Origin of the sequence: Nostocoides sp., assembly GCF_037045025.1 — a bacterium.
Taxonomy (GTDB): Bacteria; Actinomycetota; Actinomycetes; order Actinomycetales; family Dermatophilaceae; genus Nostocoides_A.
The window spans coordinates 312,862-339,709 of sequence record NZ_JBAOHM010000003.1 but is presented as its reverse complement, the minus strand read 5'-3'; the positions used below and the strand labels follow the sequence as shown (position 1 = coordinate 339,709).

Annotated in this window: 24 protein-coding genes and 1 pseudogene; 8 read left to right on the top strand and 17 right to left on the bottom strand. The window is 68.7% G+C overall.

Annotated features, from left to right (window positions below; all coding sequences use genetic code 11):
* Positions 1 to 238 precede the first annotated feature (238 nt).
* From V9G19_RS01860 to V9G19_RS01820, 9 genes are all read right to left on the bottom strand, one after another.
* Positions 239 to 1,246 carry an alcohol dehydrogenase catalytic domain-containing protein gene (locus V9G19_RS01860; protein ID WP_462283792.1) on the bottom strand — a complete coding sequence of 336 codons (1,008 nt, stop codon included), beginning with the start codon at positions 1,244 to 1,246 and terminating at the stop codon, positions 239 to 241.
* Positions 1,243 to 2,058 carry a carbohydrate ABC transporter permease gene (locus V9G19_RS01855; RefSeq protein ID WP_462283791.1) on the bottom strand — a complete coding sequence of 272 codons (816 nt, stop codon included), beginning with the start codon at positions 2,056 to 2,058 and terminating at the stop codon, positions 1,243 to 1,245. Before V9G19_RS01855 ends, V9G19_RS01860 begins: the two co-directional genes overlap by 4 nt.
* Complete coding sequence (locus V9G19_RS01850; RefSeq protein WP_462283790.1) at positions 2,055 to 2,852, bottom strand: carbohydrate ABC transporter permease; 798 nt, start codon at positions 2,850 to 2,852, stop codon at positions 2,055 to 2,057. Before V9G19_RS01850 ends, V9G19_RS01855 begins: the two co-directional genes overlap by 4 nt.
* A gap of 131 nt (positions 2,853 to 2,983) precedes the next feature.
* A complete protein-coding gene (locus V9G19_RS01845; RefSeq protein WP_462283789.1) occupies positions 2,984 to 4,345 on the bottom strand; it encodes an ABC transporter substrate-binding protein in 1,362 nt (453 codons plus the stop codon).
* Between the two features lie 219 nt (positions 4,346 to 4,564).
* On the bottom strand, positions 4,565 to 5,317 hold the full coding sequence (locus tag V9G19_RS01840; protein WP_462283788.1) for a GntR family transcriptional regulator: 753 nt from the start codon (positions 5,315 to 5,317) through the stop codon (positions 4,565 to 4,567).
* A 44-nt stretch (positions 5,318 to 5,361) separates the two neighbouring features.
* The gene (locus tag V9G19_RS01835; protein ID WP_462283787.1) at positions 5,362 to 6,801 is read right to left on the bottom strand and encodes an FGGY family carbohydrate kinase; all 1,440 of its coding nucleotides are present in this window, start codon (positions 6,799 to 6,801) and stop codon (positions 5,362 to 5,364) included.
* A gap of 11 nt (positions 6,802 to 6,812) precedes the next feature.
* Complete coding sequence (locus tag V9G19_RS01830; protein WP_462283786.1) at positions 6,813 to 8,246, bottom strand: FGGY-family carbohydrate kinase; 1,434 nt, start codon at positions 8,244 to 8,246, stop codon at positions 6,813 to 6,815.
* Positions 8,247 to 8,293: 47 nt separating this feature from the next.
* Positions 8,294 to 9,130 (bottom strand): class II fructose-bisphosphate aldolase, encoded by an 837-nt coding sequence (locus V9G19_RS01825; protein WP_462283785.1) that lies wholly within the window; start codon positions 9,128 to 9,130, stop codon positions 8,294 to 8,296.
* A 283-nt stretch (positions 9,131 to 9,413) separates the two neighbouring features.
* Entirely contained in the window at positions 9,414 to 9,728 is a 315-nt protein-coding gene (locus tag V9G19_RS01820) for a phenylalanine--tRNA ligase beta subunit-related protein (RefSeq protein ID WP_462283784.1), read from the bottom strand.
* A 443-nt stretch (positions 9,729 to 10,171) separates the two neighbouring features.
* On the opposite strand from V9G19_RS01820, the gene V9G19_RS01815 reads away from it, so the two are divergent.
* Together V9G19_RS01815 and V9G19_RS01810 are read left to right on the top strand one after the other, a co-directional pair.
* Positions 10,172 to 10,909 (top strand): GntR family transcriptional regulator, encoded by a 738-nt coding sequence (locus V9G19_RS01815; protein WP_462283783.1) that lies wholly within the window; start codon positions 10,172 to 10,174, stop codon positions 10,907 to 10,909.
* Positions 10,910 to 11,126: 217 nt separating this feature from the next.
* On the top strand, positions 11,127 to 11,396 hold the full coding sequence (locus tag V9G19_RS01810) for a hypothetical protein (protein WP_462283782.1): 270 nt from the start codon (positions 11,127 to 11,129) through the stop codon (positions 11,394 to 11,396).
* Positions 11,397 to 11,433: 37 nt separating this feature from the next.
* Here the strand turns inward: V9G19_RS01810 and V9G19_RS01805 are convergent, their stop codons facing one another.
* The 3 genes from V9G19_RS01805 to V9G19_RS01795 form a co-directional block, all read right to left on the bottom strand.
* The gene (locus V9G19_RS01805) at positions 11,434 to 12,108 is read right to left on the bottom strand and encodes an LON peptidase substrate-binding domain-containing protein (RefSeq protein WP_462283781.1); all 675 of its coding nucleotides are present in this window, start codon (positions 12,106 to 12,108) and stop codon (positions 11,434 to 11,436) included.
* Between the two features lie 93 nt (positions 12,109 to 12,201).
* On the bottom strand, positions 12,202 to 13,890 hold the full coding sequence (locus tag V9G19_RS01800) for an ABC transporter permease (RefSeq protein ID WP_462283780.1): 1,689 nt from the start codon (positions 13,888 to 13,890) through the stop codon (positions 12,202 to 12,204).
* On the bottom strand, positions 13,890 to 14,804 hold the full coding sequence (locus V9G19_RS01795) for an ABC transporter ATP-binding protein (RefSeq protein WP_462283779.1): 915 nt from the start codon (positions 14,802 to 14,804) through the stop codon (positions 13,890 to 13,892). Before V9G19_RS01795 ends, V9G19_RS01800 begins: the two co-directional genes overlap by 1 nt.
* 85 nt (positions 14,805 to 14,889) lie before the next feature.
* Between V9G19_RS01795 and V9G19_RS01790 the strand changes: the two genes are divergently transcribed.
* Positions 14,890 to 15,561 carry a TetR/AcrR family transcriptional regulator gene (locus tag V9G19_RS01790; RefSeq protein WP_462283778.1) on the top strand — a complete coding sequence of 224 codons (672 nt, stop codon included), beginning with the start codon at positions 14,890 to 14,892 and terminating at the stop codon, positions 15,559 to 15,561.
* 252 nt (positions 15,562 to 15,813) lie between these two features.
* On the opposite strand, the pseudogene V9G19_RS01785 reads toward V9G19_RS01790, so the two are convergent.
* The 3 genes and pseudogenes from V9G19_RS01785 to V9G19_RS01775 all read right to left on the bottom strand — a co-directional run.
* Positions 15,814 to 16,260, bottom strand: a pseudogene (locus V9G19_RS01785) (AAA family ATPase); the annotation flags it as partial.
* A gap of 15 nt (positions 16,261 to 16,275) precedes the next feature.
* Positions 16,276 to 17,619, bottom strand: coding sequence for a fatty acid desaturase family protein (locus V9G19_RS01780; protein WP_462283777.1), 1,344 nt, complete (start codon positions 17,617 to 17,619; stop codon positions 16,276 to 16,278).
* 38 nt (positions 17,620 to 17,657) lie between these two features.
* Positions 17,658 to 18,767: a ferredoxin reductase gene (locus V9G19_RS01775; RefSeq protein ID WP_462283776.1), complete on the bottom strand. Its 1,110-nt coding sequence runs from the start codon at positions 18,765 to 18,767 to the stop codon at positions 17,658 to 17,660.
* Positions 18,768 to 18,912: 145 nt separating this feature from the next.
* Here V9G19_RS01775 and V9G19_RS01770 point away from each other — a divergent pair, with 145 nt between their 5' ends.
* Entirely contained in the window at positions 18,913 to 21,186 is a 2,274-nt protein-coding gene (locus V9G19_RS01770; RefSeq protein ID WP_462283775.1) for a cell wall-binding repeat-containing protein, read from the top strand.
* 85 nt (positions 21,187 to 21,271) lie between these two features.
* Here the strand turns inward: V9G19_RS01770 and V9G19_RS01765 are convergent, their stop codons facing one another.
* Positions 21,272 to 22,201, bottom strand: a complete 930-nt coding sequence (locus V9G19_RS01765) for an alpha/beta hydrolase (RefSeq protein WP_462283774.1) — start codon at positions 22,199 to 22,201, stop codon at positions 21,272 to 21,274.
* A 370-nt stretch (positions 22,202 to 22,571) separates the two neighbouring features.
* On the opposite strand from V9G19_RS01765, the gene V9G19_RS01760 reads away from it, so the two are divergent.
* Together V9G19_RS01760 and ppk2 are read left to right on the top strand one after the other, a co-directional pair.
* Positions 22,572 to 23,192, top strand: coding sequence for a helix-turn-helix domain-containing protein (locus V9G19_RS01760; RefSeq protein ID WP_462283773.1), 621 nt, complete (start codon positions 22,572 to 22,574; stop codon positions 23,190 to 23,192).
* 5 nt (positions 23,193 to 23,197) lie between these two features.
* Entirely contained in the window at positions 23,198 to 24,082 is an 885-nt protein-coding gene (gene ppk2 / locus V9G19_RS01755) for a polyphosphate kinase 2 (protein ID WP_462283883.1), read from the top strand.
* Between the two features lie 35 nt (positions 24,083 to 24,117).
* On the opposite strand, the gene V9G19_RS01750 is transcribed toward ppk2, so the two are convergent.
* Positions 24,118 to 24,480: a UBP-type zinc finger domain-containing protein gene (locus V9G19_RS01750; RefSeq protein ID WP_462283772.1), complete on the bottom strand. Its 363-nt coding sequence runs from the start codon at positions 24,478 to 24,480 to the stop codon at positions 24,118 to 24,120.
* Between the two features lie 65 nt (positions 24,481 to 24,545).
* Here V9G19_RS01750 and V9G19_RS01745 point away from each other — a divergent pair, with 65 nt between their 5' ends.
* Positions 24,546 to 25,595 carry an ERCC4 domain-containing protein gene (locus V9G19_RS01745; protein WP_462283771.1) on the top strand — a complete coding sequence of 350 codons (1,050 nt, stop codon included), beginning with the start codon at positions 24,546 to 24,548 and terminating at the stop codon, positions 25,593 to 25,595.
* 10 nt (positions 25,596 to 25,605) lie between these two features.
* Entirely contained in the window at positions 25,606 to 26,778 is a 1,173-nt protein-coding gene (locus V9G19_RS01740; protein ID WP_462283770.1) for a hypothetical protein, read from the top strand.
* Positions 26,779 to 26,848: the final 70 nt, after the last annotated feature.

The window sequence follows — 26,848 nt, the reverse complement described above, 5'->3', positions numbered from 1 at the left end:
CCCGGTGACGATCCGGCACGCCCTCGGATCAACCAAAATGGCTGGAGATCTGCTCAATCCAACCCGCGCGAGTGCCCGGCGCGATGATCCCCACGTTCTGTACCGGACCCGTGTTCTGCCGGAGGATGTGTGGTGGGGTGCAGCACATCGGCAGCCGTCGCCGGTCAAAGTGCCGCCGCCCGCCACGCCAGCTCCCCGGCGCACAGCAATCCCGGAGCACGAACTTCGAGGACGTGCCTCAGTGGGCGGCCGGCCGGACCTGGACCTTCACGCTGTGCGGCGAACGCGCCGCCTCGACGGCCTGCGCATAGTCCTCCAGTGAAAAGATGTCCGTCACGATCGGGCGGACCCGATCGGCGAGGGCAGGCATCATCTCGACGGCCGCGGGATAGGCGCCGGCGAGCGAGTTCGACCCGATGATGCTCAACTCCTTGGCGAAGACGGCATACGGGTTGAGGCCGACCTCGACGTCCGGGTTCGCTACCCCCATCTGCACCAGCCGGCCATGAATCCCCAGGTCCCGCGAGGCATTCGCGATTGCTGCTGGATGCCCGCTGGCTTCCACCGCGATGTCGACCTCCCGGATGGGACCCGACCCGTCTGAGGCCGCATCCGCCCCGATCGTGAGCGCCAGTTGCCGACGCACCTCATGCGGTTCGACGACAGTGATTGTGCCGGCCCCCAACAGACGCGCCACGGCGACCGCCAACAACCCGATGGATCCGGCGCCGTAGACGGCGACCGACGCCCCCTCCCAGGCGCCCGGAGTTCGTTCCACGGCGTGGACCACGCAGGACAGCGGCTCCACGAGTGGTCCCACTGTGGCATCGATGCCGCCCGGCAGCCGATAGATCACCGACTCGGGCACGACGACGAACTCGGCACACGACCCGTCGATCGAGACCCCGACCGGGTCCAAGGCGGTGCACATATTCTTTGCGCCCTCCCGGCACCACCGGCATGCGCCGCAGTTGACATTGGGGTCAACGCCGACGTGGTCGCCGTCGCCGGCCCGGGTCGCACCCGAGCCGACTGCGACAACGATGCCCGAGAACTCGTGCCCCGGGGTGACCGGATAGCGCCCATGCGGGTAGCTGCCCTCGATCAGGTGCAGGTCCGTGCCGCATACCCCCGTCGCTTCCACCTGGATGAGCACTTGCTCGGGCCCGGGCTCGGGAATCGGCTTGTCCACCAATGCGATTCCGCTGCGCCCGTCGACCACGACCGCGCGCATGGTATCGGTCACTTGACGGCACCGAAGAGGAGGCCGCGCACGAGCGACTTCTGCGAGAGCCAGCCGGCGATGACGACCGGGAGGCTGAGAAGGGTGGCCACCGCGGCGACCTGCGCGGTATAGAGCTCACCGAAGGAGAGGAACTTCTGCAGGAACAGCGGCAATGTCGAGTTGGACGAGGTGAGGTTCACAGCATAGAAATACTCGTTCCACGAGAAGACCGCACACAGCAACGCCGTCGAGGCGATCCCCGGCCGGATCAGCGGCAGGATGATCGAGCGCATCGCTTTCCATCGTCCGGCCCCGTCGACCTCGGCCGCCTCGAGGACCTCCTTGGGGATGTCCTGCATGAACGAGCGCAGCATCCAGATGCCCAGCGGCAGGTTCATCCCGAGGTGCAGGATGATCAGCAGCGGGATCGTGTCGAGGACGCCGAGCTTGTTGGCGATGACATAGATCGGGATGATCCCCGCGGCGATCGGCATCATCTTAGTCGAGATGAAGAAGAAGAGCGCATCCTGCGCCTTGGGCACCGGCACCAGCGAGAGCGCGAAAGCCGCTGGGACAGCGAGGATCAGCACCAACAACGTGGAGACCACGACCACGATGAGGGAGTTCATGGCATACGGCACGATGCCCGCATCGAACGCCGCTGTGTAGTGCGCCATCGTCGGGCTAAAGGCCAGCTTCGGCGCGGGCGAGGCCGCGTCGGTCTCGGTCTGGAAGCTCTTGAGGAGCATGTACGCGACCGGCAGGAAGAGGATGAGGCACCCGCCCCAGCCGAGCACGCTGTAGAGCAGCGTCTTTAGGGGTTTCGATGTCATCGTCGGCCCTCCGTCTGGAAGATGCCCGACAGCAGGCGCAGCGCCGGCATGATGAGGGCGATCGTGAGGAGCAGGGCGATGACGCCGAAGGCGGACGCCTGACCCAAGTCGAAGGAGTTGAAGCCCTTGACGAAGATGTAATAGGTGATATTCGTCGTCGCGTATGCCGGTCCGCCCGCGGTCAAGAGGGCGATCTCACCGAAGGTCTGGATCAGGTTCATCGCCAGCAGTAGCGCGGAGAGTTCGATGAACGGGCGCAGGTGGGGGACGGTGATGTAGCGGAAGGTCCGCAGCGGCCCAGCGCCGTCGATCTTCGCAGCCTCGACCTGATCCCCCGGCAACCCTTGCAGCCCGGCGAGCAGGATGAGCATGGCGAAGGGCACGAACCGCCACGTGAGCAGGACACAGACGGCCAAGAGCGGATGGTCGCTGAGCCACGCCACGGACGGCAGATGCAGCGAGCGCGAGATCCACCCGAAGAGCCCGAAGCTCGGGTCGAACATCGCCGAGCGCCAGAACAGCGTGACCGCCACCGGCATGACGAAGAAGGGCGTGATGGCCAGCGTGCGCGCCAGGCCCCGGCCGGGGAAGGCCTGGTTGAGGACCAGCGCGAGCAACAGCCCGAAGACGATGCAGGCGAAGGTCGTGCCAATGGTCGTGATGACGGTGACCTTCAACGACTTCCAGAAGATCTCGTCCTTGAAAGCGTTGGTGTAGTTGTCGATTCCGTTGAACCCCTTGTCGCCGCCGCTGAGCAGATTCCACTTGCGGAAGCTGAAGATGATCGTCAGCACGAAGGGGATCTGCGTCAGGGCGAGCGTGAAGATGAGGGCGGGGAGGAGTGGCCCCCGAAGGCGCCATCCCTCCGCCCGCGACGGTCTCCGAGGCGGCGTCACCGCGCTCGAAGTTGTGGCCGTTGTCGCGGTCACTTGACGTATCCCGCGTCCTTGACTGCTTTGGCGGCGTAGTCCTGGCTGGCCGTGAGCGCGTCGGTCGTGCTCATGCTGCCGCTGATGGCGCCGGCGATCTGCTGCGAGACGTAGTCGCCGATGTCGACGAACTCGGGGATCTGGACGTACTGCACGCCCGTGTAGGGCACCTTCTCAACGGTCGCCTGCTGCGGCGTGGCGGCGTTGATCGAGGCCATCGTCAGGTCGGCGTAGCTCTTGGCGGCCGTCTGGTACTCGGGGATGGCGTAGGTCGAGGTGCGCGAGCCGGGCGGGATGGAGTCCCAGCCGGCCTTTTGCCCGGCGAGCTTGATGTAATCCTTGCTCGTCACCCAGGAGATGAACTTCCACGCCTCGTCGGGGTGCTTGCTGCTCGAGGTGATGCCAAGGCCCCACGACCAGAGCCAGCCGGACGGTTTGTTGGACGGCCCGACGGGCGCCATCGCGAAGGCGAGGTTGTCCTTAACCTCCGGGGTCGCTGAGCCGAGGACGGAGCCGGCGAAGACCGTGTCGTCGTACCACATGGCCGTCTTGCCCTGGCTCATCGCCTGCAGGCAGCCCTCCCAGCCGTCCTTCGCGGCATCGGGCTGGCCGTGCGCCTTGAGCAGCTCGACATAGAAGCTGACGGCCTTCTCGGTGTTGGGCGATGTCAGCTGCGGGGTCCAACTCTCGTCGAACCAGCGACCACCGAAGGTGTTGATGACGGTCGTGATGGCGGCGAGGTTCTGGCCCCAGCCGGGCAGGCCACGCAGACAGATGCCCGAGACACCGCCGGCCTTGTCATCCATCTTGGCGGCAGCTGCGGCGATCTCTTCCCAGGTCGGCCTCTCGGGGATGGTGACGCCGGCCTTGGTCGCAAGATCCTTGCGGTAGAACAGGAAGGACGAGGAGCCATAGAAGGGCGCGGCAAATAGGGTGCCGTCGGCGGAGACGATGTCCTTGATCGGCTGCAGCAGGTCGGCCTGATCCCAGGCGGTGTCCTTGGCGGCGTAATCCTGCAGCGAAAGGATCCACTTGTTCTTCGCCCAGATCGGCACCTCGTAGCTGCCCATCATCGCCACATCGAACTGCCCGCCCTTGGTGGCGACGTCCTTGGTAACGGTCGGACGCAGGTCGTTCTCCGGCAGCGTCGTGAACTTGACCTTGATGCCCGGGTTCTTCGTTTCGAAGTCGGAGATGAGGCTCTCCGCGGTCTTCATCTGCGGGTTGGCCGCGAGAGCGACGTTGATCGTGACCGTGCCACCGGCGGAGCTGTCGTTGCCGGCGTCCTTGGTCGAGCAGCCCGCGAGCGTGGCGGCGCCAACCACCACGGCCGCAACCGCGAAGACGAGCCTGGGCATTGGCTTGGAGGATGAGCGCATCCGTGAGCTCCTTCGTTCGTTAGGTATGTACGTCTTGTACGTACAGTCTGTAGTGTTGTACTTCTGTTGACTGGTTGTCAAGAGGGCTCGGCGGCTGCTCGGCGGCACTCTCCGACAGATGGAATACCGACCGAGCCAACTGACCGATCAAATAGCGGGCTCTAGCGCGTTTCGGTATTCCAGATGTCGCCGGTTGCTCTAGAGCCGGGTGGTGGCGTCGACTTCGAGAGGGACGACATCGGTGCGCAGCCAGGTCTCGTAATAGTCATACGGGACAAGGGATTTGTCCCAGGTGGTGGAGCGGATGAGCAGCACCGGGGAGCCGGCGGGGATATCGAGGTGTTGGGCGATCCGCTCGGAGGCGCCGACGGCGTGGATCACCCGGCGGGCACCGGCCGCGGTGTAGCCACCGGCGGCCAGGGCGACCGTCAGTGACGAATCTCCTTGGCACACACCGGTAGCGGCGGCGACCACCGGGGCAACCGCGGGCGGGGTGAAGTTGGTGCTGAAGAGGGCGGCGTCCGCATCGACCCGGCGCACGCGATCCAGGACGAAGCCCCTGGCGCCGCGGGCAAGGCGAAGGGCGGCCGTCGCCTCGTCGGGCAGTGTCTGTTCGCCGGACCCGATCACCTCGGTGCTCACGCGCGGGTTGCTGTGCCCAAGACCGTTGTCAAGGAAGCCACCCAACCCCTCGATGATCCATCTCGGCGCGGCCGGACCGATGACAAAGTAGCCGCGACGAGCCACCTTTTGCGCATAACCATTGGACTCCAACAGATCGAGCGCCTGCCGCACGGTGGCTCGCGAGAGTCCGAAGGACCGGTGCAGCTCGCTCTCTCCCGGCAACCGCTGGCCCGGCGGCAACTCACCGGAGTGAATGCGGGCGAGCAGCGCGTCATACAGCTGCTCGTAATAGGGCGTGGGCGAGTCGCGTTCGATCACGGTGGTCATTGCGTGGCTCCTCCTCACGGTGGTGATTGTACGGACGGTAGACATCACGGCATCCTGGCTGCGCCGACCGGATAGCCCAGGGCCGCCTTGGCCGCCCGATGCTGGGCCAGGATGACCGGCTCAACGGGCACGGCCGCTACGTTCAGCATCACGGGAGGCCAGCCGGCGAAGGCTCCCGTCAGCGCGCCGGCCGCTTGCACTGCGGCGCCGCGGGCGGCGTACTCCCCGGGCTCGGGAACGATCAGTGGCACGTCGACCATCTGCGCCACCACGGTCAACACCGCCTCCCCTCGCGCGCCTCCGCCGATGAGCAGCAGCCGGTCCATCGGCACTCCGCAGCGCCGGATCGCCTCCACCATCTCCACCTGCGTCGCGACCATCCCCTCGATTGCCGCCCGCGCCAGGTTGGGCCGAGTGAAGTTCGTGAGCGAGGCACCGAGCACTGAACCGCGGGCATCGGGCAGGTTCGGCGTGCGCTCGCCCTCGAAGAAGGGCAACAGCGTCAAGCCCTCCGCGCCCGGGGGCGCTGCCATCGCGAGATCCGACATCTCGTCGTGCGTGCCTCCGAGCAGTTGTATGGCTGCGTCGAGAGTGCGCGCCGCACTGAGGGCGGCGGCGATCGGCAGGTGTTCGCCAGTGGCGTCGGCATAACTGCACACCACGCCCGAGTAGTCGTGCACGGGACGCGCGCTGCGCGCATAGACCACACCTGACGTGCCGAGGGACATCACGGCATCGCCGTCCCGCAGGTGCAGCGCGAGGGCGGCCGCAGCATTGTCGCCGCTGCCCGGGCCGACGACGATGCCCGCCGGTATGCCGGGCATCCCGGTCCCCGTGACACCCGCCTTGTCGTGGGGACCCAAGACCTCTGGCACGACAGCGCTCTTTCCCAGCGCCAGCTCAAGGAGATCGGGGCAATAGGCCCCCGTCTCCCCCGACCAGTAGCCGGTGCCGCTCGCCTCCGAACGGTCGGTGACGAGGCGGTTGACGTGGTCGCCGCCACCGTCGTACCCGAGCAGCCGCCACGTGAGCCAGTCGTGGACAACGGCGACAGCATGCGTCCGGGCGGCGCTCGCGGGGTCGGTGTCGCGCAACCAGCGCAGCTTGACGACCGTGTCCGAGAGCGTGATCGGCAGACCCGTCCGCCGCACCCACTCGTCGGCGCCTAGTTCGGCATTCAGTGCCTCCATGTGGGGGTGGGAGCCGATGTCGTTCCACAGCGGTGAGTCGCAAACCACCTGGCCCTCGGCGTCGAGGAAGACCGGTGTATGTTGTTGCCCTGCAACTGAAACCGCGCTGACACCATTGAGGCCACCCGCTCGCTCCACCGCCAGGAGGAGAGCCTGCCACCAGGCCTGCGGGTCGACGATCGTCGCCTTCGGATGCGCCGCCTTACCGGAACGCACCAACGCTCCGGTCGCGAGATCGCGGATCTCCACCTTGCAGCTTTGGGTCGAGGAGTCGATTCCCGCAACGAGCGTCATCGCATGCCCCCTCACCACACCACAGTGCTCAGGTCGCGCAGCACGGTCCGGCTCTCCTCGTGCCAGTCCAGCAGCTGCGCGTGCCGGACAGAATCGGGTGAAACGGTGAATGGCCGCACGCCCGTCCAGTCGGTCGCCACAGCCGACGCCAATGCCTGCGCCCCCCGCGAGACCACCTCGGGGAAGGTGGAAACACTCAGTTCCGCCTGCAACACATCGGCCTTCAGGTGCAACCACAACGGGTTCTCGCTGGCGGGGCCGATGACCTTGACCGGCCCAGCAGCCGGGCCGAAGAGCTGAGCGACGGTGCGGAACTGCAGCGCCATGCCGAGGAAGGTCCCGAAGACGATGTCCGCAGGGCGCACGTCCGTGCCGAGGTTGGCGATCGCGCCGCGCGCTCGCGCGGACTTGCGCGGTGGTGGACTGCCCCGGAACTGCGGCACAACTACGGGAATTGCCGCCAGGTCGATTGCGCCGGCACGATATTCGTCAGCCAGCGACTCCACGCACTCCACCAAGGCTGCCGTGGACGTCCCCAGCATGCTCTGCAGGGCCGCGAAGGCGGCGCCTCCGGTGGGGATGGACGCGAAGAGGGTGAACCGCTCACCGTCGCAGGCGATGCCGTTGGCGAGCTGCGCGGCCGCCATCTGCTCATCGGTGCTGGGCTGATCGCGGAGCATCAGGATTCCCTCGGTCGTGCCCGTCGAGTTGAGGATCTCGCCGGGCCGTAGGCCGGCGCCAACACCCCCGACCATGTGGTCATGGCCGACGACGTGCACCGCAACCGTGCTGGGCAGGCATACCCGTTCCGCGAAGTCCGCAGCGACGGGCTGCCCCTCGGCGGCTCGGCGCAGCGGTGGCAGCAGGGCGGCGTCGATGCCGGCGAGTTCGGCGATCCGCGGCGACCACCCAGAACTTGCCAGATCGAGGGCCATGGTCCGACTCGCCAATGTGTACTCGGCCCAGCGCATCCCGGTCATCGTGGCGGCGAGATATTCGGAAATGTTGAGCCACAACAGATTTTCGCCTACTGAGGTGGTATGCTGGGCGGCCCAGGCCAGCTTGGACAGGCCGTAATTGGGGCTCGCTGGCAGGCCGGTGATGCGATAGATCTCGTCCCGCTCCTCGTCGCTCAACGCGGCAAGGAGCGGCGCACCGCGCTGGTCGAACCACAAGATCATCGGTGACGCCAGGCTGAGATCGGGAGCCACCAGACCTCCGGACTCGCCCACTCCGGCGATCGCGATCCGCTCGATGCGCGCCCGAAGGTCTTCTCCTAGCCCGCTGATGAAGGCGGTGACGAGCCCGCGAAGGGCGGGCACGTCATATACAACACCCCACTGATCCGGTTGAGTTGGCGTCGGGTGTTTGGCCAAGGCGAGCTGGGTGCCGGCCTCGTCGAAGAAGCCGAGTTTGACTCGCGTCGTGCCGATGTCGACGGTCACCGTCGCCCGCATCGGATCGCCCCGAAACTCTTCAGGCACGTGCGTACTCAGAACTTCGGGTTGAAGATCCGGATGCGCTCCTCGACCACCTCGGTGATGGCCGTGACCGCGGACTGCGAGACGCGGATGAGGGAGTACTCGTTGGGGTTGGCGGTATAGGCCTCGCCGAAGGTGCGGATCATCGCCATCCGCAGGTCGGTGGCGACATTGACCTTGACGACGTTGTATTCGGCGAGGGCGCCGAGTTGCTCGTGCGGCAGTCCCGATCCGCCGTGGATGACCAGCGGCACCGAGCTCGCCTCCTGCACCGCCCGGAGCAGGTCGGTGTCGATGCGGGCATCGGGGTGGAAGCCGTGGACATTGCCGACGGAGACGGCGAGCATGTCGCAGCCGGTCTTGTCGACGAAGTCGGCGACCTGCGACGGATCGGTCGCCGTCTCCCGCTCCGGGCCGTGGTCGTCCTCCTTGCCGCCGATGCCGCCGAGTTCGGCCTCGACCGAAACCTCCGCCGGGCACAGCTGCGCGGCCTGGATGGAGAGGTCGATGTTCTCTTCGAACGGATAGGCGGAGGCGTCCATCATGATCGAGGTGAAGCCGGCCCCGAGCGCGGCGCGCACATCGTCGAGGCTCCGCCCGTGGTCGAGGTGCAAGGCGACGGGGACGTCGATCGAGGCCACCCGCCGAGCGACCATGTCGTAGATGTACTCGAAGCCCGACAGCACGGCATTCGTCGGGGCCACTTGAATGAAGGTCGGCACACCGGTGTTCTCGATGGCCTGGGCGATGCCCATCGTCGTCTCAAGATTGGTGGTGTTGAACGAGCCGGCGACCATGCCCTTCGAGGTGCACTCGGCGATCACCTCATACCCGCTGACCAGACCCATTGTCCGACCCTCCGTCTCACTTGTACGTGTTGTACGTACAAGATGCCTGAGAGCCTCCGACTTGTCAACCTCGCACCGCACCCTCCGTCACGGACCACCCCAGACACGCCGACGCTGAGGCGAGCCCCTCGATGACGGCCTCAACCTCGCCGCGCGCGCCGGCATGAACTGCCTCGGTGACCACCAGCGCGCGCCGCGTCGCCGCGCCGACGGTCGACCGAGCACTCTGCCGATGGGTCCAGCGGCGGGCGTGAGCGTGGCCGGCCTCGTCAGCGAACACGATTTAGCCCGCCAGTGGATGTTCGACCTCGCCGCCGAAGGTCACATAGCTTTCCATTCCGCTCGCCGGCCGCACGACGATCTCGCCGACGACCTGGTCAAGGTCGAGCACCGCGATCGGCAGGCTACGAGCTGCCGAGGTGGCATTGCCCAGATCGACGAGCGGATGGATCGATGGCAGAGCGCCGTCCAGACGCAGCCGGCGCAATAATTGCTCTGCAGCACAACGATATTGCGTGGGCTTGAGCCTCATCGCCGCGAAGACCCGGCGCCAGGCCACGGCGGAATACCAGAGGACAAATGCCAATGCCGTCACCACAAGAGCAAGGTATGCGCCCAGCACCAGCCACCAGCGCGACATTGAAGAGCACGAGTCCGGTCAGGCTGGTCCCTAGCAGCCACAGCCATTCCTGACCACGCGGCCGCACCAGCCGCTGCCGAGCCCGGCGGGCCAGGACGGTCAGGATCAGCGCGGCGGCGGCATACCGGACGGCTTGCCCGGCGGCCAGCGGCGCCGCAGCGAGCGCGCCGGAGACGGCGACGCTGCCGCCGACCGCGGTCATCGCGACCGCACCCTTGGCGAACGATCGGTGCAATTGGCCAGGTGGCGAGGAGAACGTCATACCTGCCATGCTGAGTCGCATCTGGTCCTGGCCACAGGGCCGATCTAGTCCTCCTGGAGAGGTCCAATCGTGCCGGATGCGACGCCGACGAAACAGCCGCAGTCGGGATCCGATTTCCTGACCCTCCAGCGCGCCCGAGGTGCCCGACCGCGGACGCACCGACTGGCTCACCAGGCACCTGCGCCGGGCCATCGTGGACGGGCAGTTGCCCCACGGCGGCCCACTCCCGCCCTCCCGGCGGCTTGCCGCCGACCTCGCCCTCTCCCGTGGGGTCGTCGTGGAGGCCTACCGCCGGTTGGCGGACGAGGGCCTGGTCACCACCAAGACCGGCGCCGGATCCTCGGTCACCCCCGGTCCGTTGATCTCCACTCCACCCCTGACCGCCGCCAGCGCCGACCCGTCGCTCCCCATGCTGGCCGCGGGCGGCAATCCCGGCTTGCTCGTGCCCTTCCTGCCGCGGCGCCCGAGCCCGGACGTTCGCCTTCGACCTCTCGGCTGGCGTGCCGGATCTCGCGGCCTTCCCTCGTCAAGCCTGGCTGCGCGCCGAGCGCGCGGTCCTCGCCGGCGCCACGGCAACCGACCTGGGGTATGGCGACCGCGCGGGCATCCCCGGCTGCGCACCGAGATCGCGGCCTACCTCGCGCGGTTGCGGGGGTGCGTGCGGACGCGGACGCCGTCCTGGTCGTCGCTGGCGTTGCACAGGCACTTGCCCTTCTCTGCCAAGTCCTTTCGCGCTCCGGCGCGATGCACTCCGTGGCGCTGGAGGACCCGGATCGCGGGGCATCCGAGACGAGCTGACCTATTGGGGGCTCCCGCCGACGCCGGTCACCGTCGACGGCGAGGGCCTAGTCGTCGCGGATCTCGCGGCGAGCGGTGAGCGGGTCGTCGTGACCACACCGGCGCACCAGTTCCCCATGGGTGTCGTGCTTTCGCCGACGCGGCGCCGCGAGCTGTTGGCGTGGGCGCACGAACGCGACGGCCTGATCATCGAGGACGACTAGGACGCCGAGCATCGCTATGACCAGCCACCGGTTCCGGCGCAGCAATCCTCCGCCTCGGATCACGTCGCGCACACCGGCAGCACGTCCAAATCGTTGGCGCCCGGGCTGCGTCTCGGCTGGCTGATCGCCCCCACTCGCCTGCGTGCCGACCTGGTCGCCGCTCGGCACGCGAGCGACATCGCCGGCGCCTCGCTCGCGCAGCTCGTCCTCGCCCACCTGCTCGCGACCGGCGCCGACGAGCGTCACCTGCGCCTGGTGCGAACCCGCCAGCGTCTGCCACCCCGCCCTGATCATCGGGTATGCCGCCCACTCCCCGATCGCCTGCGCTCCGCTATCGAACGCCTCGCCGATGCGCTGCCCTAGGGTGCCCCGGCGCTGGCGCGGCGGCCAAGGCAAACCGTCAGTTGAGGGAGGCTTCGCCGGATGGCGGCAGGCCCGGGCGGGTGCGTAGGCGGCCGGCCAGGCCGGTCTCGCGCCGGAGGAGCCCCGCCAGCATCTGCAGGCGCTCGCTCGTCGTCGGTGCGGCGAGGAGACGCTGCCGCTCGGGCAACGGGAGGTGGAGCCGCTCGAGCACGGCATACGCGAGCGCTGCCTCCTTGTCCTGCCGCGCCTCGGCGCTCTCGGCGACGTCGGCGACGTCGAGCGGCGGCGCCCCCACAAGCTCGCGATAAGCCGAATACGCTTCTTGGACAACCCGGCTCAGCTCCGCCACGGCGGTTGCATCACCTGGCTCGTCCGGCACCCACGTCACGTCGCCCGTCGGATAGCTGGCATCCGACGTCAGCGCCTCGAGCCGGAACCGGCGCACCCCGACGGTACGCACGCGGATCCCGCCCGGCCCACCGGCCAAGGCCTCGACCCGGACGGCGGTGCCCACGTCATACAGCTGCTCGACGCGGCCGGCGCCCACCTCGTGACCGCGCCGGATCGCGATCACCCCGAAGACCCGATCCGGCTCCGGCAGCTGCAGCAACTCACCGATCAGGCGACGATAGCGGTCCTCGAAGATCACCAACGGCAACGTCCCGCCGGGCACCGCGATGGTGGCCAATGGGAAGAGCGGCAGCGAGGGCATAACCGAGTATGTCGCGCTGACGTCAGAGGGACGAGGAGGCCGCTGAGAACTGAACCGAGGAACAACCCGCGAGGGCCTCGAGATGGACACGAGTCACCCCCGGCGCAGATCCCGACGCTCGATGCCGGCGACCGAGGCCACGGCGAGCACGAGCGTTGCCACCGCGAGCCCGCCCACCGCAGGCCAGCGCGGGTCGTCGACGGGCACCTGCCCAACGAGGTGGAAGGGCGAGCAGTCGCGGGCCCAGCCGGGCAGGTCGAGGGTCTCGGCGAGGAAGCCGACGATGGCACTCCAGCCGATCACCGCCCACACCACACCGGCGGCCTGGGGCAGCACCGCCCGGATCGCCAGCGCGAGGGCGAGCACGAACAGCGCCCCGACGGCCAGCACGAGCGCGGCGCCCAGGCTGGCGGTCAGGTCGCCGGCAGCGCCCGTCGCCCACCACGCGGTGGCCCCAAAGGCCAGCGCCTGGACCACGAGCACAGCGACGATGTCTGCGACCAGAACGAGGCCCCAGGCGATCCACAGTCGGCGCCGGGATCCCGCGGCGGCGAGCACGAGCCCGAGCCGGCCGCTGTCCTCCTCACCCGCCAGTCGGCCGACGCCCTGCACCGCCAGGGCTGCGGCGCCCAGCGCGGCGAGCGTGCCGGTCAATGAGGTGATCAGATCCTCGGGCCGCTCGACACCGAGGACCTCCAGCAGTTGCGGGTTGGTGCGGACGATCTCGGTCATGTCGGCGGTGAGGGAACCGATCGCGGCGCCCCAGACGACCAGCCCGGCGAGCCAACCGAGCGCCGCACCGCGGGTCAGCCGCCACGCGTATCCGAAGGGCGTGCCCAGCCGAGCGGAGCCGTGCGCGGGGCCCGAACGCGGCGCAAGCAGCCCCCCGGACAGGTCGCGCCGGGCCGCGGTGAGCACGGCGAGCGCCGTGGTGGCGGCGGCCAGCGCGAGCAGCGCGGCATACGGCCACCAGCGGGCGGAGCCGAACGGCGCGGCCTCGGGCAGCCAGCCCATCGGTGTGGCCCAGGCGAGCCGCCAGCCGGCGCCGTCGATCACCGCTTTGGCGACGAACACGGCGAGCACGAGGGCGAGACCGAGGCCGCTCGCGGTCCGGGCATCCCGGCTGACCTCGGCGCACAGCAGGCCGATTCCGGCCCAGGCGAGCGCGTATGACGCGAGCAGAGCGGCATACCGGATCGCGCCGCCGGGCGGGAGGCCGACCGCGGCGAGACCACATGCACTTAGCACGCCAAAGAGCCCGATCGAGGCCGCGACGGCGAGCGCGCCCGCGGCCAGGGGAGCGAGCCGGCCCACCGGGCGGGCGGTGAGGATCTCGATCCGGCCGGAGTCCTCCTCCCGACGGGTGCGGCCGATCGCGAGCAGCACGCCGGCGACCGGGAACAGCAACAGGCCGAGGAAGCCGACCTCGTTGGTCGTGATTCCCCCGACCGTCTCCAGATCGGTCCACTTCCCGTTGAAGGCGACCGCTCCCGGCGAGACCGAGACCGAGGCAGCGTAGGCGAGCCGGTCGCTCTCCCCCGGATAGAGGGCAACGATGCTGCGGCCGGTCGCCACCACGAGCCCGGCAAGTCCGAGCGGCCAGCCGAGCAGCGGCCGCCACCCGGTCCGCGCGTGCAGGCGCAGCAACGTCGTTGTTCCGTATGCCGCGCCGCCGGGCGCCGGTCGGGCGTGCCGGGCGCTGTGCCGGCCCGCGGTGCGCAGTCGGCCCGCGTTCAAGCCGGCGCGGGGAATGCCGGAGCGGTGCCTCTGGATCGATGGCATCACGCCTCCTGGTACTGCTCGAGGAAGAGTTCGTCGAGGGAGGGCGGCCGGACGGTCAGCGAACTCGGTCGCGCGGCGACGATCTCGGCCACGGCTCCGGGCAGCGCCTGCGGCGTCGCCGTCAGCTCGGTGCGGACTCCGCCGGGGACCGCCTCCACCCGCAGGCCGGCGACGCCGGGAAGCTGCGCCAGGCCAGGAAGCTCGGCCGCGGTCGTCGCGGTCACCGTGGTGACCGTGTGGGCCCGCAAGTCGTCAAGAGTCCCCGTCGACACCGTGCGCCCCGACCGGATGATCGTCACCCGGTCGCACAGGGCCTCGACCTCATCGAGGATGTGACTGCTGAGCAGCACGGTGCGCCCGGCCGCCCGGATCTCGGCGATCGTTGCCTGGAAGCGTGCTTCCATGAGCGGGTCGAGGCCCGAGGTGGGTTCGTCGAGCAGATAGAGGTCGACGTCGGCGGCGAGGGCGGCGACCAGGGCGACCTTTTGCCGGTTGCCCTTGGAATAGGTCCGCGCGCGCCGGGAGGGGTCGAGCTCGAACCGGTCGATCAGCCCGGCCCGCCGAGCCGAATTGAGCCCGCCCTGGAAGTGCCCGAGCAGGTCGATGCACTCCCCGCCGCTGAGGTTGGGCCACAGCGCGGTGTCGCCGGGGACATAGGCGAGCCGCCGGTGGATCGCGACCGCGTCGTGGCGAGGATCCATCCCAAAGACCCGCAACTCGCCACCGGTGAGCGCGAGCTGGCCGAGGATCGCTCGGATGACCGTCGTCTTGCCGGCGCCATTGGGCCCGAGGAAACCGTGCACCTCGCCGCCGGCGACGCTGATGTCGAGGCCGTCGAGGGCGGTGATCGACCCGAAGTCCTTGCGCAGCTCCCGCCCGTCGATGATTTCCCCTGCTGACAGCGACTTGCTCATGACAGTAACTATACTCAGATTGACAGTCGCTGTCAGATGATTGTCGCTACCATGGGGGCGACTCCCGGCGAAAGGATGCCAACGGGTGCACGAACGCGCGCAACGTGCCGAGGGCCTCGGATTCGACCCGGTCGGCCCCGACGGGGCGCTGCCCGAGGTGCCGCAGGTGCCGTTGACCTTGCGCGAGCGCAGGAAAGCCACGACCATGCGCCGGGTGCAGACCGTGGCGGTCGACCTCTTCGACGTGCGCGGCTTCGACGCCGTGACGATCGAGGAGGTCGCCGCCGCCGCCGAGGTCTCGCCGAGCACGATCTACCGTTACTTCGGGACCAAGGAACGCCTGGTCCTGCACGACGAGTACGATGACCTGTTCCTCCGGCTGGTCCCGGTGCTGCTCGCGCAGCATGATCCGGTGACGGCCACCGAGAAGGCAATGGCGCTGCTCATGCCCGCCCACCTGGGCGACGAGCGGATGATCCGCCGCGTGCAACTCTGGTTCGACCATCCCGCGATCCGGGCCGCCGGCTACTTGCTCATGGACGAGATGGCCGACGACCTAGCGCAACTCCTCGCCGCCTCCCCCCGCCATGAGTACACCCTCCCTCAGGCACGCGTCGTCGTCGGCGCCCTCGTGGGTGGGCTCATCACGGCGATCCGAGACTGGCACGAGAGCGGCGGGGACGGTGACCTGACGGCCATGATCGCCGACGGCGTGCAGGCTATGCGGCGAGCGTTCGGCGGAGATGGTCGAAGGTAGCTGGGGCGAGCAATCAGCGCGGCGAGCCTGTGCCCAGTGCACGAGCAACGTCTTCCCGCAATCGTTGCCAGGAAGGAAGCGATCCGACTGCTCCAGTGATGTCCAGCCGCTCCAGGAGGATGCGACCTAGTTCGCCGCAGAGACGTTGTAGCGGTGCCGCCAGCGCCTCGTCCGAGCGACCGTCGGTGACCAACAGGGTGGATGAGGCGAGCGGGGGTTTCGACCATGTCCAGCCTCACCGACGCCGAGTCGTCAGGCAACGATGTTGAAGAGCGCCGACTGCCCGGGCGGCATTGTCAAGTAGTCGATCAGGTCTGCCGCTCCCGCGACCGGTCCGCCCAGCTCTGCCCGCCAGCTGTCACGTATGGGGAGGAGTTGGATGCCGCCTTCGCCAACACCATCCAGGGTCGGCACCTGTCGCGCGTAGAGCAGGTCTTCATGTCCGACCAGCTTGACCACCCCGGGCGAGTGCGTGTTCACGATGACTTGGCGCATCGGGTTGCCCGGTCCCGGGGCCTGGCTGGTGTCCACAGCCAACTCATGGACCAGTTCGACCACCTGCGCAAGGTTGGCCGGGTGGATCCCGTTCTCGGGCTCCTCCATGGTGATCGTTCCGGCCAACCCGGGGTCTTCGAGGAGCACGCACAGCGCGAGGTAACGAAGGGTGCCCTCAGACAGTGACCTGGCCGGCAGTTCACGTCCATGCCCGTCCGTTTAGACGGTCGACGGCGCGTGCCGCTTGGCGCGAGCCCCACCCTTGCCGCGCAGCACCTTGGCGATCTCGCCGGCGACGATGCCCAGGCGCGAGCGTCCGGGCTCCTTGTTGGGCAGCGCGAGCACACCCACCTTGCGATAGACCTGGGCGGCCTGCTTGAGCAGCGGGCCGGTGACGTAGTGCAGATCGTTGCGCTCCATCAGCTCGCGCACCCGGGGGGCGATCTCGGCATACCGGTTGGAGGGCATGTCGGGGTAGAGGTGGTGTTCGATCTGGTGGCTGAGGTTGCCGGTCATGACATGCATCAGCATCGGGCCGGAGATATTGCCCGAGCCGAGCATCTGGCGCAGATACCACTCACCGCGGGTCTCGCCCTCGATCGAGTCGGTCTCGAAGGTGTCGATGCCGTCGGGGAAGTGACCGCAGATGATGACCGTGTTGGACCACACATTGCGGGTGCAGTTGGCGATGAAATTAGCCAGCAGCGTCCAGCCGAAGCTCGGGCCGGACAGTGCTGGATGGACGAGGTAGTCCTTGGTCGCCTGCTTGCGGATCTTGTGCACGGTGTCCCAGGCGAGTTGCTTGAACTTCGCCCGCTCGTCCTCGCTTAGGGCGTCCCAGTTCTGCAGGGTGCCGCGCAGCTCCAGGTCATAGGCGGCGATGCCATATTCGAAGAACATCGCGTTGATGACGTGCCAGAGCGGCTGCCCGAGGTGGAATAGTTGCCATTCCTGGTCCTCATCGACGCGCAGCAGCCCGTAGCCGAGGTCGGTGTCCTTCTCCAGCACGTTGGTGTAGGTGTGGTGCAGCTCGTTGTGGCTGTGCTGCCACTGCTTGGCCGGGGAGGCCATGTCCCAGTCCCACGTCGTCGAGTGGATCTTGGGATCGCGCATCCAGTCCCACTGGCCGTGCAGGACGTTGTGGCCAATCTCCATGTTCTCCAGGATCTTGGCGAGCGACAGACCGGCGGTGCCGAGCCAAAAGGCCGGCCGGATGCCCTTGACTTTGACGCCGCTGAACAGCAGCAGCGCCCGGCTGCCGATCTCCAGCCCCCGCTGGATCTTGATGACCCGGCGGATGTATGCCGCATCGCGCGCGCCGCGCGAATCCATCACCTCGGCGCGCAGCGCGTCGAGTTCCACGCCGATGCGCTCGATCTGCGCGTTGTCCAGGTGCGCCATCGGGTTGGGCCGCCCGGATTTCTTTGGCGGGTGGGTCCGGCCCGCTCCGCCCCCGAGGGATAACCGTGTGTTCAGGACGTGATGGGGCGCCGCCACATGAGTCGGCTCGGTGACGTGCGGTGCGGTCGGGGAGATGTGCAGCCGCTCCGGGGCCAGGGTCATGGGCAATACGTCCTGTCGGTTGTTGGTGGGACGTTCGGTCAGATCTCGAGGTCGCAGCTACCGGCGACGGCGTTGATGCACGTCTGGATCGGCAACTCGTCGCCGGGCTCGGCCGTGGTTATCTCTCCAGTGCGCAAGTCTCGCACCGCGCCCTGCCTCATGGTGACGACACAGCCGAAGCAAATCCCCATCCGGCATCCGCTGCGCATCAAAATGCCCGCGTCCTCGGCCGCGTCGAGGATCGGCGTGGAGCCGTCGGCGTCGACCGTGACCGCACTGTTGAGGAAGGTGATCTCGCCGCCGTCGCCGGGCTCGATGACCGTCGGCCGGAAACGTTCGACGTGCAGCCGGTCGGTCAGCTCGTGGGCCGCCCAGTGCAGTTCGGCGGCATCGAGCAGGCCGGTCGGGCCGCACACCCAGGCGGTGCGCTCGCGCCAGTCGGGGACGATCGTGTCGAGTTCGGCCAGGTCGAGCATGCCCTCGGTGTCGGTGTGCCGCACCTGCATCCGGGTGCGGCCGCGGGCCGCGAACTCGGCGAGTTCGCGGGCGAAGATGACGTCCTGCTGCCGGGGGGCGCTGTGCAGGTGGACGATGTCGGTCGGTGCGCTCGGGGGCAGGTTGCGCAGCATTCCCATGACCGGGGTGATCCCGGAGCCCCCGGTGACGAAGAGCAGTTTGGCCGGCACCGGCTGCGGCAGGACGAAGTCGCCGCACGCCTGGTCGAGCATGACCAGCGTGCCCGGCCGGGCCTGGTGGACGAGGTGGTTGCTGACCACGCCGTCCGGGATCGCTTTGACGGTGATCGAGATCGTGTCGGTGGGTTCACCGGGAGGCGCCAGGCGGGAGGTCACCGAATAGGTCCGCCAGTGCCGCACCCCGTCGATGTCGATGCCGATGCGGATGTATTGGCCCGGCTGGTGCGGGCGCCACGAGCGGCCCGGTCGGATGACGAGCGTCGCCGCGTCGGCCGTCTCGAGATGCTTGGCGACGATCCGGCCGCGCAATTCGGCTCCGGCGCGCAGCGGCGCGAGCATGTCGAGGTAGTCCTGCGGCAGGACGGGCGTCGCGAGCGCTTCGGCCACCTTCCACGCCCCATCGAGCAGCATGGGGAGTCGCGTTCGCACCGGACGGGGTGGCGCGGCGGTCATGGGGAGAATTCTAACCTACGATGCCGTAGGTTACGCAGGCGTAGCCTGTGAGGTGCCGCTCGCTCACCCGCTGGGGGCAGCCCTTCCCTGACAGGGAATCGAGGGCCACCGGGCCATGTCAGGGTGGGCGAGGTAGATTCTGGCTATGCCGACCCGTCCTCGAGTTCGCTTCCGCCTGCACCGGATCCGCAGCCAGGTCCTCGCCGCGTTCGCCGCAGGGGCGCTTGTGCTTCCGGCGGGCCTGGTCGCCGGATCCGCCGCCGCCGCGTTCCCCGAGGCGACCGTGACCGCCGCTGACACCGGACCGAACGGCCAGATCAGCGCCGAGCGGGCCGCTCCGCCCGCAGCGTCGCTCGGGCCGGCCGGGATCCCGCGCGGCGGGACGGCGGCATACCGACTGGACAGGGGTGACGCCGGCAACGGTGACGCCGGCAAGGGTGACGCCGGCAAGGGTGACGCCGGCAAGGGTGACGCTGGCGGGCAGGCGCGCGTGGATCCCGACCAGTGGGTGTACTTCCTGCCGGTCTACTGGGCAAGCACTCCTTCGGCAGACCCCGCCGAGGGGAAGGAGGCCGCGGTCAAGGACGCCGATGACTACCTGCGGACGGCCACGAACGGTCAGGTCCGCACGGTGCTGGCGTGGACCGAGCCGTGGTCGCACATCGAGATGAGTTCCACCGAGGCGGCCAGTTGCGACCGGGATGCGATCTGGCGCGAGGCAAGCGCCCTGATCGAGGGCGGCGGGGTCGCCAGCGACCATGTCGTCATCGTCCTGCCCGGCTACTCGGCCTGTTCCTGGAAGGACGTCGAATACCGCGGCGTCACCAGTCGCGGATACGGGCTGTCGATGATGAACGGCACCAGCACTCCGGCGGAGCAGGTGGTCGAGCGGGCCGTGCTGCACAACAACGGCGTCACGACCACCGGGTCACTCGACTGCACCAGCAGCGGAGCCCCGGTCCCGCTGTCGAGTTCGTGCACGCAGCGAATCTTCACCAACCCCTGGGATCCGACCAGCGGGCGCCCCTATGGGCAGGTCGGTATGCCGATCGCGAGCACCTTGTCGCAGTTCGGCGTATTGGCCTCGGCCGACTACCCGCAAGCCTCCGTCGGTTCGGCGCGCACTTTCACGATTGCCCGCCTGGGCGCGGCGGGCGGCGTGCGTGGCTTTTGGTTCGACCTCAACGGGTATCGCTACCACGTCGACTACCGGACAGCCACCGGCGTGGATGCGTGGATCGATGACCGGACGTATTCCGCTGCCTCCGGCACCAAGACCGATCCAGGCGGCGGGGTGACCGTGCACAGGCAGAGCCTGACCGACGGCGTCGGGTCCCGCAATGTCGTCGATTTCCACCCCGAGGCCCGAGGGTCTGCGGACACCGAGCGGCATCCGGGACTGGACGCCGGCGAGAGCTACACCTTCCCCGACGGCTACGTCAAGCTCGCGGTCACCTCCGCAAACTCCAGTTCGGCGACGGTCGAGTTCACCTCGCCCGCCTTGTCCAAGGTGGCGCGTTGGTCCGGTGAGGACCGCTATGCGACGTCCGCGCAAATCTCGGCGCGCACCTTCGACCCCGGCGTGGCCACGGCCTACATCGCCTCCGGTGAGGTCTATGCCGACGCCCTGTCCGGCGCCCCGGTCGCGGGCAAGAACGACGGCCCGATCCTGTTGACCCGCTCCAGCGAAATCCCCGACGTCGTCGCCGCCGAGTTGCGGCGCTTGGACCCGAAGCAGATCGTCGTGCTCGGTGGTCCGGCGACGATCAGCTCGGCGGTCGAGAGCGCGCTGAACGGCTTCACCACCGGCGCTGTGCAGCGGTGGTCCGGCGCGGATCGCTACGCCACGTCGGCAGCCATCTCGGCGCGCTCCTATCCCCCCGGCGTCAACGTCGCCTACCTCGCCAGTGGGCGCGTGTTCACCGACGCGCTGTCGGGCGCTCCGGTTGCCGGCAAAACCCGCGGACCGGTCCTGCTCGTCGACACCACCTCGGTGCCGTCGGTGATCTCGGCGGAGTTGCAGCGGCTGAATCCGGACAGCGTCGTCATCCTCGGCGGCACGAGCACGATCAGCAGCGGCGTGCAGGCCGAGGTGGGCGCGCTGCTCGGGAAGCCGGTGACCAGGTGGTCGGGCGACGACCGGTTCACGACGTCGACGGCCATCACCCAGGCGTCCTATGATCCGCCGGTCAATGTCGCCTATATCGCCTCCGGTCGGCTCTACACGGACGCGCTGTCCGGTGCCCCGGTCGCCGGCGCGACCGGCGGGCCGATCCTGTTGGTCGATTCCACCAAGATCCCGTCGTCCGTGGGCGACGAACTCCAGCGCTTGCAGCCGAAGCAGATCGTCGTCCTCGGCGGCCCCAACACGATCTCGTTGTCCGTTCAGGCCGAGCTGGCTCAGTATGTGCGGGAGTGACGCGGGCGGGTGATCGGTGTGCGCGAGCGACCGAGCCGGTCAGCTGCGCGACGAGTCCGGCAAGCCGTGTCCTCCAGCGGGCGGCTCAGGCGGGCAGATGCGCGTCCAACCACCCGATGAGGTCCGCGGTGACCTCGTCCCGGTTGGTCTCGTTGAGCAGTTCGTGTCGGCCGCCGAGGTAGTAGCGGGTGGTCACCTGGGCCACCCCAGCCTTGCGGTATTGCGCCGCCACTTGGTCGACGCCCTTGGTCTGCGCCCCAACCGGGTCCATTGAGCCGGCCATGAGGTGGATCGGCAGGTCCGCAGGCACCTTGGCAGTCGTCGCGGGGTCGTGGATGTGATTGAGGCCGCGGATCAGGTCGACAAAGAAGCCGGCGGTGAACACATTGCCGCACAGCGGGTCAGCGACGTACTTGTCGACCTCGGCCTCGTCTCGGGAGAGCCAGTCGAACTTGGTGCGCGTCGGTTTGAACGCCTTGCCGTATTGCCCGAACGACATGCTGTCGAGCAGCGGCGAGACGTGGTGGCGGCCCCGGACTCGAGCCTCGGCCAGCGCCAGCCCGAGCCCTACCTTGCCGAGCACCCCTTGATCGCCCGCGGTTCCCGAGAGCACGAGGCCGGCGAGTTCGCTGCCAAAGCGCGCGGCATACGCCCGGGCGAGGAAGGAGCCCATGCTGTGCCCGAACAGGAACACGGGCAGGTCCGGGTTCTCGGCGCGCGCAACCTCGGTGACCGCCCGCATGTCGTCGACCACGGTCGCGAAACCGTCCCGGTCGGCGAAGTAGCCATGGCCGCGCCCCACCGGGTGGGTGCCCCCGTGCCCGCGATGATCGTTGGCGTATACGGCATACCCCGCCGCCGTCAGCGCTGCGGCGAACCGCTCATAGCGGGCTGCATGCTCCGCCATCCCGTGCGCGATCTGGACGATCGCCTTCGCCTGCCGCTGCGGCACCCACCGGAAGGTGTGCAACGGCGTCCCGTCGGCCGCCATCGTCGTGAACGTCTCGCTCTGCATGCCCCACCCACCTCGATATTCCGGCTCGGCGACACTTCGGCTCGGCCCGCGACATTTCGGCTCGGCCCGTCAACTCGCCAATCTACCGAAGGCCGTGGCACCCCGCCACGACTCGTAAGTCACTGCTTCCAAATCGGAAGCAGTGACCAGTCTGTGCTTCCGATGTGGAAGCAGTGACCAGTCTGTGCTTGCGATGTGGAAGCAGCGACCAGTCTGTGCTTCCGATATGGAAGCAGTGACTTAGCTTGCGCGGACGATGACCGCGACCGGCGAGGTTGTCCGTGGCGACTGACATGCTTGCCGGCAGAACGATCGGGGGATCGTTCCTGGTCGTTCCGGCGATCAAAGACACAGGACCAGGGGGGGTCTGATGAATGGCGGGTTTGACGTGGTGGGATTGCTGTTGAGGGTGCGGCGCCGGGCGGACCTGAGCCAGCGTGACTTGGCCGCCGAGCTCGGCGTCTCTGCCGCAACAATCGCGAAGTGGGAATCGGGACTGCGCCCGGTGCCGATCGACGTGCTCGTGAGCGCGTTGCGCCTGGCCGATCTCACGCTGCAGGTCGTCTCGCCGGACGGCTCGGCGGTGGCGCCTTTCCCGAAGAATACGCTGCGCGACAATGCCTTCAGGCGCTTCCCCGCGCATCTGGACTTGGATCCGCCGGAGGATGTGCCCGCGCTGCGCCGGGTCTTTCCGCGCTACGACCGGCCGCCCGCCCAAGCATGGTATGCGCTGCGTGAAGAGCGCGACCGGCGGCGAACCACAGGCGGGGTGAGCCCGGAAGATCACCTAACCGAGGACAGCCTTGCCGCGTTGCGGGCTCAGCGGCGCCGCGATGGGCCGCCACCGCGGCGCGCCCCGGGGCCGGTGTGGGAGATGCCCGAGTGCACCTGCCTGGACGAGTGCTTCGAGACCGTCTGCGTGCCCGAATGCCCGTGCCGGTGCGAGGCCATCGACGGCGATGGAGCGGGAAGCACTAGCCTGTGCCCGTGAGCCAAATGAACCTGCGGGAGTATATCGACAGCCTCAAGACCGAGGGCTACACCGTGCGCGACGACCACGGTGACGATCCGATGTTGATTACTCCCGACGGGCTGGCCGTGGAGACGTGGCGGGAGAACTATCCGTATGACGAGCTGATGTCTCGCAACGACTACGAGGTCGAGAAGTACCTGCTGCAGATCGAACTGCTGAAATTTCAGTACTGGGCACAGGACGATGGCGAAAAACACGTCATCGTCTTCGAAGGACGCGACGCCGCCGGCAAGGGCGGGACGATCAAGCGGTTCATGGAGCACCTCAACCCGCGATCGGCACGCGTCGTCGCGTTGACCAAGCCGACGACGACCGAGTCCGGCCAGTGGTACTTCCAGCGCTACATCGCCCACCTCCCGACCACCGGCGAGATCGTGCTCTTCGACCGGTCCTGGTACAACCGCTCCGGTGTGGAGCGCGTCATGGGATTTTGCACCGACGAGCAGTACGAAACCTTCGTCCGGCAGGCCCCCCGCTTCGAGGAGATGCTCATCGAATCCGGGACGACGGTCACCAAGCTGTGGTTCTCGGTGACCCAGCAGGAGCAACGGACCCGGTTCGCGATCCGCCAGATCGACCCGGTGCGCCGCTGGAAGCTCTCGCCGATGGACCTGGAAAGCCTGGACCGCTGGGAGGCCTACACCGAGGCCAAGGAAGCGATGTTCAAGCTCACCGACACCAAGCACTCCCGCTGGCACACGATCAAGTCCAACGACAAAAAGCGGGCGCGGATCAACGCGATGCGGCTGTTCTTGAGCCTGCACGACTATGAGGGCAAGGACGTCGATGTCGTCGGCGAGCCCGACCCGCTGATCGTCGGCCGCGGCAAGCGGACCGTCGGCGACTGATCGCCACGCGGAAGGCGTGACCCATAGCGCCCGGCTCAGGTGTGGATCAGCTCGCGCCAGTTCGAGGGGACCTTTCCCGCCGGGCCCGGGACCGGCTGATCCTCCGGCCGGCTGCTGGGCTCGGCTAGCCGGAACTCCGGAAGGAACTTCAGGTCCTGGTAGTCCCACAGCCACCATTCGCCGGGCTCGAAGCTCTGCACGATCCGGTGCCCGGTCTGGCGGTAATGCGCCGAGGCATGCTGCGACGGGCTGGTGTCGCAGCAGCCGATGTGCCCGCATTTGGCGCATCGCCGCAGGTGCACCCACCACCCACCGGCGGCCAGGCAGTCACCGCAACCGGTGCCGGCCGGGGGCACCGCCGGATTGATGCTGAACACCGGGTCGGCGCGAAGAGGCATAGGCTCAGTCTGAGCCGCCGCCCGCCCCGCTGCCCAGGGCTTCGCCGTGAGAGGTGCGCCACCGCATGCCCGACGACTTCCTCATCGCCCGCAACCCCGAGGCGGACAGCGCCCTGCCCTTCCTCGTGCGCATCCCGCTCGGCGCGTCCGGCATCGTCTTGAAGGCCAAGGGGACCTGGCCGCGAACCACCAAGATCTATTGCCACCGCACCAGCGGCTGGCCGGACGAGCCGGACATCATCGAGCGCATCCCCACCCGCTCGTGCACCCGCCGCGGCGCCGCGATCGAACTCGTCCTGGACCGGCGCAGGGAGAGCCGCTCCCAGTTCGTGCTGACCTATGCCCGCGGCCGCGAGGCGATCTTTTGGCAAAGCGCCCGGACCACCAAGCAGGCTCGCCCCCGGGTGCGCGTGCCGACCGCGCGCGCCGGCGGACCCCACCAGAGCGAACCGCTGGAGATCCTCATCGACAGCCACGAGCGGTACGCCTGGAAGTTCGCGACCCAGCAGGTGACCACCCGCAGCCAGCCGCTCGCCGCAGGCGACTACGGCGTCGAGCTGGACGGCCGGCTCGTCGCCGCGGTCGAGCGGAAGAGCCTGGCCGACCTGACCGCCTCGCTGCTCAACGGGAGCCTGCGCTTCGCGCTGACCGAGCTCGACCAACTCCCGCGGGCCGCCGTCGTCGTCGAGGAGCGGTATTCGCGTGTGTTCGGCTCGGCCTATTCGCAGCCGGCGGTCCTGGCCGACGCGATCGGCGAGTGCCAGGCGCGCTATCCGCGGGTGCCGATCATCTTTGCCGAGAACCGCAAGCTGGCCCAGGAGTGGACCTACCGCTTCCTCGCCGCGGCCAGCCGGGAGCTGGCCGACGACGCGATCGCGCTGCTGCGCATCGCGGAGTTACCGGTCGCGGGCGCGATCGCGCCGCGCCCGCCGAGCAGCCAGACCACGCGAAGTAGCCAGACCACGCGAAGCAGCCAGACCACGCGAAGCAGCCAGACCACGCCAAGCACCAAGCACATCCGGGCCTGGGCACTGACCCAGGGCCTGACGGTCGCCGACCGCGGCCGGCTGCGACCGGAGGTGCTCGCCGCCTATGCCGCAGCCCACGAGAGTTAACCTGGCGGTCGTGCCCCGTCTGCCCACCCGGCCCACCCTGCCCAGCCGCCCGATCCGGCACCTCTCGGCCGCCACCGACGCGGCGCGCGTGGTGGCCGGCCGGCTGGCGCCCGGGCTCGCCCGCGCCCCGCTCAGCTTCGCCGGCTGGAGCACCGCCGAGTTCCGTTCGTATGCCGCTTCGCCCAGCCGCTCAGCCACCCCGCAGCGGCGGGCCGGCCGGGACGCCGTCACCCGGGTCAACGCGGCGACCGGGAACATCCCGATCGAGGCGGCCCTGCTTGCCCGCGCCATCGCCGACACCGCTCCCCCGGTCGGGGTCGAGCCGAACCCGACGCTCTGGGATGTCCTGGAGCGCTACCTGCCGGATTGCCTCAGCGCCTTCGAGGTCTCCTCGCGGCGCGCCGGGCGCGAGTCGGCCGAGCAACTGCTGATCGCGCAACTGCGGCTGCTGCATTCGGTGGCGCTTAACGTCGAGCAGGCCGAGGCCGAGCACAACGAGCGCGACCTGCAGATCCAGGACCGGTTCTTAAAGGAACGCTTCGCCAGCCTGACGCCCGGCGAGCTGGACCTGACCGTCCGGCCGCCGGCCACCGCCTCCATTCGTGCCCTCGATGCCGCCGGGAAGACCAGGGCCAAGGCCGCACCGACCGAGGGCCGGGCCTACCTCGACGCCGAAGCCGACCCGGTCGTGCTTTTCCGGCGCCAGTCCCCCGGGCCGTGGGAGCTGGGACTGCGCCTGGCGCTGCCGAGACGCTCCCCGGTCACGCTCGGGGTCGTCGAGGAATCCACGACCGGCGCGATGCAGTTCACCCACCGCGCCGGCCGGCGCGTGTTCACCCAGCGCCGGGCGACCGGCTTCCGCGCCGCTCAGGTCGACCTGACGCTCGCGGTCCGGCTGAGTTCGCCGCGCCGCTTCCTGGTGTATGCCGAGGGCCTCTCCGGCCGAGAGCCCACCGACACCGTGCTCTTCCTGCGCGCCGACACCCGCAGCCAGGCCGAGTTGGCCACCACCTTGGCCAACCACCCGCGGGCGCCGCTGACGGTCATCGCTTCCGGCTACGAGACGACCGACGGGCTGATCGTGCGCAACGAGTCGATCCTCTTTCCCGACCTGCGCGCGGCCTGCGACGGCTACGGGTATCGCCGGATCACCTGGCTCGATCGCCACTCCCCCGTCGTGTGACCCTGGCCGGCCGCTGGAGTGGTGGCTGAGCCGGCCGCCCGCGTCAGCAGCACCGCGGGCAGCAGCACCG

What these genes read in the sequence shown, in the direction of transcription:
- V9G19_RS01855 (WP_462283791.1), bottom strand. Translation starts at nt 2,058, where the DNA reads ATGACATCGAAACCCCTAAAGACGCTGCTCTACAGCGTGCTCGGCTGG.
- V9G19_RS01845 (WP_462283789.1), bottom strand. Translation starts at nt 4,345, where the DNA reads ATGCCCAGGCTCGTCTTCGCGGTTGCGGCCGTGGTGGTTGGCGCCGCC.
- V9G19_RS01840 (WP_462283788.1), bottom strand. Translation starts at nt 5,317, where the DNA reads ATGACCACCGTGATCGAACGCGACTCGCCCACGCCCTATTACGAGCAG.
- V9G19_RS01835 (WP_462283787.1), bottom strand. Translation starts at nt 6,801, where the DNA reads ATGACGCTCGTTGCGGGAATCGACTCCTCGACCCAAAGCTGCAAGGTG.
- V9G19_RS01825 (WP_462283785.1), bottom strand. Translation starts at nt 9,130, where the DNA reads ATGGGTCTGGTCAGCGGGTATGAGGTGATCGCCGAGTGCACCTCGAAG.
- V9G19_RS01805 (WP_462283781.1), bottom strand. Translation starts at nt 12,108, where the DNA reads ATGCCCTCGCTGCCGCTCTTCCCATTGGCCACCATCGCGGTGCCCGGC.
- V9G19_RS01800 (WP_462283780.1), bottom strand. Translation starts at nt 13,890, where the DNA reads ATGCCATCGATCCAGAGGCACCGCTCCGGCATTCCCCGCGCCGGCTTG.
- V9G19_RS01795 (WP_462283779.1), bottom strand. Translation starts at nt 14,804, where the DNA reads ATGAGCAAGTCGCTGTCAGCAGGGGAAATCATCGACGGGCGGGAGCTG.
- V9G19_RS01780 (WP_462283777.1), bottom strand. Translation starts at nt 17,619, where the DNA reads ATGACCCTGGCCCCGGAGCGGCTGCACATCTCCCCGACCGCACCGCAC.
- V9G19_RS01775 (WP_462283776.1), bottom strand. Translation starts at nt 18,767, where the DNA reads ATGACCGCCGCGCCACCCCGTCCGGTGCGAACGCGACTCCCCATGCTG.
- V9G19_RS01770 (WP_462283775.1), top strand. Translation starts at nt 18,913, where the DNA reads ATGCCGACCCGTCCTCGAGTTCGCTTCCGCCTGCACCGGATCCGCAGC.
- V9G19_RS01765 (WP_462283774.1), bottom strand. Translation starts at nt 22,201, where the DNA reads ATGCAGAGCGAGACGTTCACGACGATGGCGGCCGACGGGACGCCGTTG.
- V9G19_RS01760 (WP_462283773.1), top strand. Translation starts at nt 22,572, where the DNA reads ATGAATGGCGGGTTTGACGTGGTGGGATTGCTGTTGAGGGTGCGGCGC.
- ppk2 (WP_462283883.1), top strand. Translation starts at nt 23,198, where the DNA reads ATGAACCTGCGGGAGTATATCGACAGCCTCAAGACCGAGGGCTACACC.
- V9G19_RS01750 (WP_462283772.1), bottom strand. Translation starts at nt 24,480, where the DNA reads ATGCCTCTTCGCGCCGACCCGGTGTTCAGCATCAATCCGGCGGTGCCC.
- V9G19_RS01745 (WP_462283771.1), top strand. Translation starts at nt 24,546, where the DNA reads ATGCCCGACGACTTCCTCATCGCCCGCAACCCCGAGGCGGACAGCGCC.